The organism is Pseudomonas sp. FG86, from assembly GCF_057808775.1.
The window spans coordinates 1-10,376 of record NZ_JBMDIS010000138.1; the positions used below are offsets into that span (position 1 = coordinate 1).

Below are 10,376 nucleotides of genomic sequence, written 5' to 3' on the forward strand. Positions count from 1 at the left end.
GTGTAACAAGATAATGACTGTTGCCGAAATCGCAACAGTAGTGAGGGGCAAGCCCGCTCGCCACAGTTACAGTTACGGTGTTCCTCCTTGACTGACTGGCATTAGGGCAAGCCCCCTCCCACATGTGACCGAGGTGTTTTCAAGATTTAGATTGGCAGGGTGATGCCAAAGGTATTGCCACCGGGCTCGCTGCGTACGAACACATCGCCGCCATGCATCAGCGCAATCGCCTTGACGATGGCCAGGCCCAACCCGTGATTCGCCCCGCTGTTGCTGCGCGACGCGTCCACCCGATAGAAGCGTTCGAACAGCCGTGGCAGGTGTTCGCTGGCAATCACTTCGCCGGGGTTGGTCACGCCGATCGTCACCTGATGTTCCAGCACTTCGATGTTCACGTCGATCACCTGCCCAGGCGCGGTGTGCTGCACTGCATTGCTCAGCAGGTTGATCAGCGCTCGGCGCAGGTGGGCTTTTTCGATCTGCACCTGGGCGTCGCCGTGGACCTGCACCTGGACCTGAGCGTCTTCGAGGATGAAGTCCAGGTAGTCGAGGGTGGTGGCAACCTCGTCGGCCAATGAGCTTTCAATCAGCTTGGTGGCCTTGCTGCCCTGGTCGGCGCTGGCGAGGAACAGCATGTCGTTGATGATCGAACGCAGGCGTTCCAATTCTTCGAGGTTGGATTGCAGTACTTCGAAATAATGTTCGGCCGAACGTCCGCGTGTCAGGGCAACCTGGGTCTGGCCGATCAGGTTGGTCAGCGGCGAACGCAGCTCGTGGGCGACGTCGGCGTTGAACGACTCCAGGCGTGAGTAAGCCTGCTCTACGCGGTCGAGGGTGGCGTTGAACGAGTTGACGAACTGACTCAGTTCCGGCGGCAGCGGCGACAGTTGCAGGCGCCCGGAGAGCTTCGGCGGCGCCAGCTTCTGTGCTTCATCCGAGAGTTTGCTCAGCGGCTTGAGGCCAATGCGCGACACCCAGAACCCCAGCAGCGACGCCAGCACCACGCCGACCAGTGCCAGGCTCACCAACGCCACCAGCAGATGGTGCTGGGTGGCACGGAAGTTATCGGTGTCGATGGCGATCATGAAACGCAGCGGCGGGCGTTGGTCCTTGGCCGGGAATTGGCTCACGAGTACCTTGAACGGGTATTCGCGCCCCGGCAGGCGCAGATCGCGCTTACCCGTCGGGCCTTCGGCGAAGGCGCGGATCTGCGCATCGGGGTTGCCATACTCGTAGTTCGGATCGCTGCTGACGACCCAAAAACGGATACGTTTGTCTTCCTCACCCAATAATTTGAGCTTGGCTTGAATCTTCGCCCAATGGTCCGGTGTACCGAAGCGGTTCACAGAGGATTCCAACACGCTGTAGCGCGCGTCCAGCTCCGCCCCGGGTAGCAGGCCCAGGCTGCGGTCCACCTGCTGATACAGCGCGCCGCCGATCAACAGGAATATCAGCGCCGCCACGAGGGTGAACAGGCTGCTCAGACGCAGGGCAATGGAGTTAGCCGACACTGCGATTCTCCAGCACATAGCCCATGCCGCGAATGGTGTGCAGCAGCTTGTGTTCGAATGGCCCGTCGAGTTTGGCGCGCAGGCGCTTGATCGCCACTTCCACCACGTTGGCGTCGCTGTCGAAATTGATGTCCCAGACCATTTCTGCAATCGATGTCTTGGAGAGGATCTCGCCCTGGCGCCGCGCTAACACACTGAGCAGCGAGAACTCCTTGGCGGTCAGGTCCAGGCGCACGCCGTTGCGGCTGGCCTTGCGGCTGATCAGGTCGATCCACAGGTCGGCGACCGTCACCTGCACCGGCTCGTGGCCGCCGCTGCGGCGGGTCAGGGCTTGCAGGCGGGCCACCAGTTCGAGGAATGAAAACGGTTTGCCGAGGTAATCGTCGGCACCTTCGCGTAGGCCGCGGATACGGTCTTCCACGCGTTCACGGGCGGTCAGCATGATCACCGGTGTCTGCTTGCGCGCGCGCAACGCCCGCAACACGCCAAAGCCGTCGAGGCCAGGCAGCATCACGTCGAGCACGATCACCGCGTAATCGTTTTCCAGCGCCAGGTGCAAACCCTCGACGCCTTCGCGGGCCACGTCGACGGTGTAGCCTTGCTCCGTCAGGCCGCGGTGCAGGTAGTCGGCGGTTTTTTCTTCATCTTCAACAATCAGTACGCGCATGAGCCTTTTGCTCCAGGGCGGTGCCTTGGCCTCAGTGTGTGGTCGCCAGCTCGGCAGCTGGTTTGGGCCGGTGGAAAAACTTTTCGAGGTACAAGTATATGACCGGTGTGGTGAACAACGTCAGCGCCTGGCTCACCAGCAACCCGCCGACCACCGCGATGCCCAGCGGTTGGCGCATTTCCGCGCCAGGGCCGGCACCGAGCATCAACGGTACCGCGCCGAGCAGGGCGGCGAGGGTGGTCATGATGATGGGCCGGAACCGTGTGACGCAGGCTTCATAGATCGCCTCCTCTGGCGATAGCCCGCGTACGCGCTGGGCTTCCAGGGCGAAGTCGATCATCAGGATGCCGTTCTTCTTCACGATCCCGATCAGCAGTACCAGGCCGATCAGGGCCATGATCGAAAAGTCCTGGCCCATCAGCGACAGCATGATCAGTGCGCCCAACCCCGCCGACGGCAAGGTCGAGATAATCGTCAGCGGATGCACGAAGCTCTCGTACAGCACGCCGAGAATGATGTAGACCGCCACCAGTGCCGCCAGGATCAGCCACGGTTGGCTGGCCAGCGAACTCTGGAACGCCTGGGCCGCGCCCTGGAAGTTACCAATGATGGTGGCCGGCATGCCGATTTCATTCTTGGCCTGGTTGAGCATGATCACCGCATCCCCCAGCGCCACGCCGGGGGCGAGGTTGAACGACAGGTTGGCGGCCGGGAACATGCCGTCGTGGCTGATGGACAAGGGCCCTACGGTCGGCGGGTCGACCTTGGCCACCGCCGCCAACGGCACCATCTCATTGGTCAGCGGCGAGCGCAGGTAGAAGTAGTTCAGGCTTTCGGCCTTACCGCGTTGCTGGGTGTCCAACTCCAGCACCACCTGGTACTGGTTGATCTCGGTCTGGAACTCTTTGATCTGACGTTGGCCGAAGGCGTCGTACAGCGCCTGGTCGACATCGGTAGCGGTCAGTCCGAACCGTGCGGCGGCCTGACGGTCGATGCTGATGTGGGTAATGCTGCCACCCAGTTGCAGGTCGTTGGACAGGTCGCGAAACGCCGGGTTGGCGCGCAGTTTTTCGGTGAGGCGTTGGGTCCAGGTATTCAGCGTCGGGCCGTCGTTGCTCTTGAGCACGTACTGGTATTGGGCGCGGCTCGGGCCGGAGCTGAGGTTGATGTCCTGGCCGGCGCGCAGGTACAGCACGATGCCGGGCACCTTGGCCAGTTTCGGGCGGATGCGGTCGATGAACTGGCTGGCGGACACATCGCGATCACCGCGGTCTTTCAAGGCGATCCAGAACCGCCCGTTGGCAATGGTCTGGTTGCTGCCGGTCACCCCCACCGAGTGGGAAAACGCCTCGACCGCCGGGTCGTCCTTGACGATCTCGGCCAGGGCCTTGTGCTTGGCGACCATGTCCGGGTACGACACGTCGGCTGCCGCTTCGCTGGTGCCGAGCACGAAGCCGGTGTCTTGCACCGGAAAGAAGCCCTTGGGAATAAACACATAGCCGACCACGGCCAGGGCCAGGGTCACCACGAAAATGACGCCCATCGTGCGTTGATGGGCCAGGGCGCGGCGCAGGGTGCGTGCATAGCCGGCCAGCAGGCGTTCACTGAAGCTGGGTTTGTCGTGGGCAGGATGGGTTGGGGCGCGCATGAACAGCGCCGCCAGGGTAGGCGCCAGCGTCAACGAGACCACCACCGAAATGAGGATGGTCGAGGTCGCCGTCAGCGCGAACTCCTTGAACAACCGTCCGACCACGCCGCCCATGAACAGCAACGGGATAAACGCCGCCACCAGCGAGAAGCTGATGGACACCACGGTAAAGCCAATCTCGCCGGCACCCTTGATCGCTGCTTCGCGCTTGTCCAGCCCGGCTTCGAGGTGGCGGTGAATGTTTTCCACCACCACGATGGCATCGTCCACCACAAAGCCCACGGCGATCACGATCGCCACCAGGGTCAGGTTGTTCAGGCTGAAGCCCATCAGGTACATCAGCGCAAAACTGGCGATCAGTGACACGCCGAGCACGCTGGACACAATCATTGTGGCGGACAACTGGCGCAGGAACAGCGCCATCACCGCCACCACCAGCAAGATGGCGATCAGCAGGGTGACTTCCACCTCATGCAAGGACGCACGGATGGTCTTGGTGCGGTCGCTCAATACACTGACCTGCACGGATGCCGGCAACATGGCTTGCAGGCGCGGCAGTTCCGATTGGATGCGGTCGACGGTCTCGACGATATTCGCGCCAGGCTGGCGCGAGATCACCAGGTTGACCCCCGGCGTGTCGCCGGACCAGGCCTGCACGTAGGCGTTTTCCGAACCGTTGATGACTTTGGCGATATCGCGCAGTTGTACCGGCGCGCCGTCCTTGTAGGACACGATCAGCTGGGCGTAGTCCTCGGGGTGGAACAACTGGTCGTTGGCCGACAGGGTCGACACGCTGTTTTTCCCGTAGATCGCGCCTTTGGCCAGGTTCAGGCTCGATTGCTGGATGGCCACGCGGATGTCGGCCAGGGTCAGGCCAATCGCGGCCAGTTTATCCGGTGAGGCCTGCACGCGAATTGCCGGACGTTGTTGGCCGGTGATGTTGATCTGGCCGACGCCGTCGATCTGGCTGATCTGGCGCGCCAGCAGGGTTTCCACGTAGTCGCTCAGCTCGGTGCTGGGCATGCTGTCGGAGCTGACGCTGAGGATCAGCACCGGGCTGTCGGCCGGGTTGACCTTTTTCCAGGTCGGCAGGCTCGGCATATCGCTGGGCAGTTTGCCGGACGCGGTATTGATCGCCGCCTGCACTTCCTGGGCGGCGGTGTCGATGCTCTTGTTGAGGGTGAATTGCAGGGTCAGGAGGCTGGAGCCCAGGGCACTGCTGGAGGTCATCTGGGTCATGCCGGGGATGGCGCTGAATTGCACCTCCAAGGGCGTGGCCACGGACGAGGCCATGGTGTCCGGGCTGGCGCCGGGCAGTTGCGCGGTGACTTGGATCGTCGGAAATTCCGCTTCCGGCAACGGCGCGATGGCCAGGTGCGGGAAGGCAATGATCCCAAGCAGCACCAGGGCAAACGTCAGCAGTAGGGTGGCGACGGGGTGGTCGACGCACCAGGCCGAAGGTGAACGGCTGCCGTTCATGGCTGCACCTTGGCGTCGACGGTCTGGATCGTTTGTGGCGGGTCTTTGAGCACCTCCACCTGGGCGCCGGCCTTGAGGCGCGACTGGCCATCACTGACCAGCACATCACCGGCCTGCACGCCCGTGATGAGGTTGACTTCGCTGTTCTGGTAGGTCACTTGCACCGGCACGATCTCGACCTTGTCGCCGTTGACCCGGTACACGAAGTGCGAGTCCAGGCCGCGTTGCACCACGGTGGGTGGCACCACCAGCGCGTTCTTGTCGAGGGCGGTCTGGATCTTGATGGTCACCAGTTGCCCGGGCCACAAGCGTTGCGAGGGGTTGTTGAACTCGGCCTTGGCCCGCAGGGTGCCGGTGGTGGAGCTGATCTGGTTGTCGATCAGGCTCAAGTGGCCTTCGCCGAGCAGGTCGCCGGTCTGGCCGTCGGTGTCGGCGCCCAGGTAGGCGTCGACGCTGGCCTGGGTCGGCGCGGCGATCAGGCCTTGCAGGGTGGGCAGCATCTGTTGCGGCAGGGAAAACTCGACGGCAATCGGGTCGATCTGAGTGACCGAGAACAAGCCCTGGGCATCGCTTGTGCGCAGGAAGTTACCTTCATCTACCGTGCGGATACCCACGCGACCGCTGACTGGCGAGCGGATCTGGGTGTAGGAAAGCTGAACTTTCGCCGCGTCAATTGCAGCCTGGTTTCCCTGCGCGGTGGCCTTGAGCTGGTTGACCAGGGCTTGTTGCTGGTCGTAGGTCTGCTTGGACACGCCGTCGTCGATGCTCAGTTCCTTGTAGCGCTTGAGGTTGATCAGCGCCACTTGCAGTTGCGCCTGGTTTTCCCCCAACTGCGCCTTGGCCTGGTCGAGGCTGGCACGGATCGAGCGGTCATCAATGGTGGCGAGCAGATCACCGGCCTTCACCGGTTGGCCTTCCTTGACCAGTAATTGGGTGAGGATGCCGTCGACCTGGGGACGGATCACCACACTGTGTAATGACAATACCGTGCCGATCCCACTGACAAAGCGCGGGACGTCCTGTTGCACCACCTTCACCACCCGCACCGGGATCGCCGTTGGCGCAGCCAGCCTGGTCTTGGCCGGCCGGCCCAGGGCCCAGGCGGCAATGGCCAGCACCACCAGGACACCGACGATCAGGGCAGTTTTACGTTGAATTTGCATGGAGTGGCGCGCCAGGGCAAAGAGTGGGAAGAGTGTAGGGGCTTTATAGCGCGCCAACCCGGTCAGCAAGGTGACTGCTAACTGACAGCGCTGTCAGTAAACTCCGACCATTCGTACAGGTGGTGGTTAAAGATCCGAAGGGCGCAGGTATACTGCGCGCCAGTGTGGCCCGCAAGTCGGCCCCACATCATTTTTTGCACGCTCCGGAGCTTCCATGAATTCCCCGACACAACCCCCTGTTGAAGCGACCGACATCGTCGATCCGGCCAGCGCCGAAAGCGTTGAGAAGACCGAGATCCCGGCGTTCAAGTTTCCGTTCAAGCCGGGTGAACTGGCCGGGGCGAAAAATGCGGCCCAGCCTTGGTACAAGAACGGCGCCAAGAACGGCCACACCAAGTCGCCGGGCATGGCGCCACCGGGGACGCGTCGTTCAATGGGTAAACGCTGAGACTAACAAGTCGCACGCTGTGTCGACTATTGCCTACAGCGCGTGCTGATATTTCTGCTTGTAGGTCCGCGTCTATTTCTTGAAAGCTTGCACGACATTTGCTCCACCCCGGTCGGCTTTTACCGGGGGGCGGGGCGTGGTGAGGCTGGTTTTCCGGAAAAGGACGTCCCCGTGACCCTGAGACACTGCTGTGTGGCGCATACCTTATGGCTGTTGAGTGTGGTGTTCTGCACGGCAGCGGCGGGTGACCCACCCCGTCATGAAATTCGCTTCGCCGTCGCCGCACAATTTCCCCCGTTCCAAAGCCGCAATCAGCAAGGCCAACTGGTCGGGCTGAATATCGAACTGGGCAACGCTTTATGCCTGCAACTGAATGTGCGCTGTACCTGGGTCGACCAGGTGCTTGTGGAGAACTTCCCGGCCCTGGATGCCCACCAATTCGATGCGATCATGGGCATAGCCCAGACGTCGAAGCGGCGGCAATGGGCGAACTTCACCGAAGACCTCTATCCGTTCACCACACGCCTGGTGGCCCGAAAATCATCGGGCCTGCTGCCCAGCGTGCGGTCCTTGAAAGGCAAGTGTGTCGGCGTATTGGTGGGGAGCAACCGCGAAGCCTTTGCCCTGGCGCAGTGGGCGCCGAAAGGCGTTATCGTCAAGGGCTTCTGGCGCAATGATGAGCTGGTACGCAGCCTGGTGGCAGGCGATATCGATGCCACGCTGCAAGGCACCGTGGAAATTCGCGAAGCCTTGCTCGACAGCGCCGAGGGCCAGGATTTCGATTTCCTCGGGCCCGCGGTTTCCGGGGAATTGCTGGGCAGCGGTGTGGCGATCGCCGTGCGCAAGCCTGACACCGCGTTGCGCAATGAGCTGAACGGCGCGTTGGAGCAACTGATGCACAACGGCGAATACCAGCGGATCATCCAGCCTTACCGCCTGGACGCCCCATTCCCCTCGCCGTGATGGCTAATAATTGCGCGGAACATGCGCTGGGAATGTCGCCCGCTATCGTGAGCGGGCCTGAAAGGCTAAGCCGCTCGTAACGGGATGAACGCATAATTGGCCGGCACCTCGGTGGCAATCTGCGCCCCGGCGTCGAGCAGCTGTTCGGCGATGTCCATCCCCGACACATGAAACACCCACTCATTGGCCACGCTCGGCTGGTCCGCCGCCCGCTCGATCGCCTGGGCAAACGCGCCCATGTCCGGCAGGTATGCGGTAAACCCATCGCCCTTGAGCGCCGTGGTCCGAATACCCAGCAAGGCGCACACCGCCTCCTTGGTCTGCACATCGTCACGGTCGGCCTGGCGCGAGCGGCGGATCAGTTCCGCCAGTTCCAGGTCCATCAACTCACCGCCGACGATCAGCGCCGGGCCCTGTTCCCAGGATTCCGGCGGGCAATCCTTGGCAGCCGGGTTCAGCGGGATATGCGGGTTGATCTCCATCGGGTAGATGCGGCACACCAGTGGCCGGCGCTCATAGATGCGACACAGGTTGTCTTCGTCAAGATTCCGGCAGCGTCCAGCGTTGTAGGCGGCAAATGTGATGGCCACGAACGCTTCGGTATTGCCGCTGGGCACCACCACTGATCGGCGTTCTGCGTGTTCACGTTGTGGCTGGGGCAGGCCCAGGCCATTGCCGAGAAAACCCTCCACCAGAACGATGACATTACCGCCGTCAGCCGCCCACTGTCGGGCTTCTTCGAGGGTCAGGGGGACATGGTGGTCGGTGCAGCATTTGCCGCAACCGACGCAGGAAAAATGAGTGTTCATGGCGGAACTGTCACCAGGCAAGGTCAGAAGGCACGCTCGAACGGCGACGGGTTATGACCTCTTTCCACCATTCAATGACTCTGGAAGCAAGTTATGCGCCAGCCTCTGTCAGTCCTCGACGACCACATCCCGCAGTACGAAGACCATGCCCGTACTTTCATACAGCTTGCGCGCGCGCAGGTTGCTTTCCAGTACCTTGAGATCCACATAGGGTTCACCGCGCTGCTTGAACACTTGGAAGGCATGCAGCAACAGGGCCCGGCCCAGCCCTTGGCCCTGGGCGCAAGGGTGAACTGAAAGGTTCTTGATGAAGGCGCTGGTCCAGCATTGGGCCACGCCGAGAACGCCTTCGCCGTTACTGGCGACCAGGCAGAGCGTGGGGTCGAATTCGGCATCGGTAATGAATTGGTGCCGCCAGGTTTCCAGCTGGGCGACGCGGCCACCGCCCTGGGCCTGGGTCATGCGCAATACCGCATGAATGGCCGGGGCCAGGTCGTCGCGATAATGATCCAACACCGTCCCGGCCGGCCATTGCGGCGCGGGCAGGCTGCCGGTGAGGTCGCGGCGCAGCAGTTGGAAATACTCGGCCACCGCCTACAGGCCTTTTTCGGCCACGGCCTTGGCGGCGACGACCAGGCACTTGGTCAGTTCCGGCGAGGAGAATTTGGTCAGCACTGCGTTGGCTCCGGCCAGGCGGGCTTTTTCGCTGTTCATCGCACTGTCCAGGGAGGTGTGCAACAGCACATAGAGGTCCTGGAAGTCCGGGGTTTCGCGCAACGTGCGGGTGAGGGCGTAGCCGTCCATCTCGGACATCTCGATGTCCGAGACCACCACATTGATCTGTTCGACCGTGCCTTGCAGCTCCAGCAACACGTCGATGGCTTCCTTGGCACTGCGTGCGGTATGGCAGGTCAGGCCGAGGTTGCGCAGGGTGTGCACCGATTGTTGCAATGCCACTTGGCTGTCATCGACCACCAGAATCCGCGCGTTGCCGAGCACTTCGGCCTCTTCCATGGTCAAGTCGGTCGGTGCCACTTCAATCGGCGCCGGCGCGATGGCGTGGATGACTTTTTCGATGTCCAGCACCTGCACCAGCCCGCCTTCCACCTGCGTGACCCCGGTGATAAACGAGCGGTTGCCGCCCGAACCGTAGGGTGGCGGGCGGATATCGGTGGTCAGGCAATGCACGATCTTGCTTACCGCCTGCACATGCAGGCCCTGTTTGGAGCGGCTGACGTCAGTAACGATCAGGCAACCACCGTCCGGGTCGGCCAGGGGCATTTCCCCCAGGGCACGGCTCAGGTCGATCACCGACAGCGAGGCCCCGCGCAAGGTGGCGATACCCTTCACATGGGGGTGGGACTCCGGCAGCTTGGTCAGCGGCGGGCAGGGGATGATTTCACTGACTTTCAGCAGGTTGATAGCCATCAGCTTGCCGCTACGCAAGGTAAAGAGCAGAAGCGAGAGTGAGTCTGCGCGGGCTTTAGTGGTGGACATAAAAACCTTCTGTGAATCAAGGATGACGAACTTCTATTGAGGGTTATCGACTTGGGAGGGCCAGGCTTTAACCGGATTTTGTGCTGGGGTGAATTCATGTGGGCGGGTCAACCCTAAAGTCAGTCAGTCAAGCGTACATTGCTTTCTGTAGGAGCGAGCTTGCTCGCGAAAAACCTCAACGTTAACGCGTG

The 10,376-nt window shown here is 61.9% G+C and carries 9 protein-coding genes; 2 read left to right on the plus strand and 7 right to left on the minus strand.

The features are described from left to right. Positions 1-146: 146 nt before the first annotated feature. The 4 genes from ACODSV_RS34810 to ACODSV_RS34825 are packed head-to-tail and all read right to left on the minus strand — an operon-like array spanning position 147 to position 6,468. Positions 147-1,511, minus strand: coding sequence for a heavy metal sensor histidine kinase (locus ACODSV_RS34810; RefSeq protein WP_102624394.1), 1,365 nt, complete (start codon positions 1,509-1,511; stop codon positions 147-149). Further along, entirely contained in the window at positions 1,501-2,178 is a 678-nt protein-coding gene (locus ACODSV_RS34815; protein WP_024073527.1) for a heavy metal response regulator transcription factor, read from the minus strand. The genes ACODSV_RS34810 and ACODSV_RS34815 overlap by 11 nt, the downstream gene beginning before the upstream one ends. A gap of 31 nt (positions 2,179-2,209) precedes the next feature. Beyond that, the gene (locus ACODSV_RS34820) at positions 2,210-5,305 is read right to left on the minus strand and encodes a multidrug efflux RND transporter permease subunit (RefSeq protein ID WP_150095202.1); all 3,096 of its coding nucleotides are present in this window, start codon (positions 5,303-5,305) and stop codon (positions 2,210-2,212) included. After that, positions 5,302-6,468: an efflux RND transporter periplasmic adaptor subunit gene (locus ACODSV_RS34825; RefSeq protein ID WP_150095203.1), complete on the minus strand. Its 1,167-nt coding sequence runs from the start codon at positions 6,466-6,468 to the stop codon at positions 5,302-5,304. The genes ACODSV_RS34820 and ACODSV_RS34825 overlap by 4 nt, the downstream gene beginning before the upstream one ends. Before the next feature lie 214 nt (positions 6,469-6,682). On the opposite strand from ACODSV_RS34825, the gene ACODSV_RS34830 reads away from it, so the two are divergent. Together ACODSV_RS34830 and ACODSV_RS34835 are read left to right on the plus strand one after the other, a co-directional pair. Beyond that, positions 6,683-6,916, plus strand: a complete 234-nt coding sequence (locus tag ACODSV_RS34830; RefSeq protein ID WP_024073530.1) for a hypothetical protein — start codon at positions 6,683-6,685, stop codon at positions 6,914-6,916. Between the two features lie 171 nt (positions 6,917-7,087). After that, a complete protein-coding gene (locus ACODSV_RS34835; protein ID WP_411741550.1) occupies positions 7,088-7,879 on the plus strand; it encodes a transporter substrate-binding domain-containing protein in 792 nt (263 codons plus the stop codon). Between the two features lie 65 nt (positions 7,880-7,944). Here ACODSV_RS34835 and ACODSV_RS34840 read toward each other — a convergent pair whose 3' ends face one another. The 3 genes from ACODSV_RS34840 to ACODSV_RS34850 form a co-directional block, all read right to left on the minus strand. Continuing rightward, positions 7,945-8,688 (minus strand): YkgJ family cysteine cluster protein, encoded by a 744-nt coding sequence (locus tag ACODSV_RS34840; protein WP_150056044.1) that lies wholly within the window; start codon positions 8,686-8,688, stop codon positions 7,945-7,947. Between the two features lie 108 nt (positions 8,689-8,796). Further along, the gene (locus tag ACODSV_RS34845; RefSeq protein ID WP_024073533.1) at positions 8,797-9,279 is read right to left on the minus strand and encodes a GNAT family N-acetyltransferase; all 483 of its coding nucleotides are present in this window, start codon (positions 9,277-9,279) and stop codon (positions 8,797-8,799) included. A 3-nt stretch (positions 9,280-9,282) separates the two neighbouring features. Further along, positions 9,283-10,185 carry a chemotaxis protein CheV gene (locus ACODSV_RS34850; RefSeq protein ID WP_024073534.1) on the minus strand — a complete coding sequence of 301 codons (903 nt, stop codon included), beginning with the start codon at positions 10,183-10,185 and terminating at the stop codon, positions 9,283-9,285. Between the last annotated feature and the right edge of the window lie 191 nt (positions 10,186-10,376).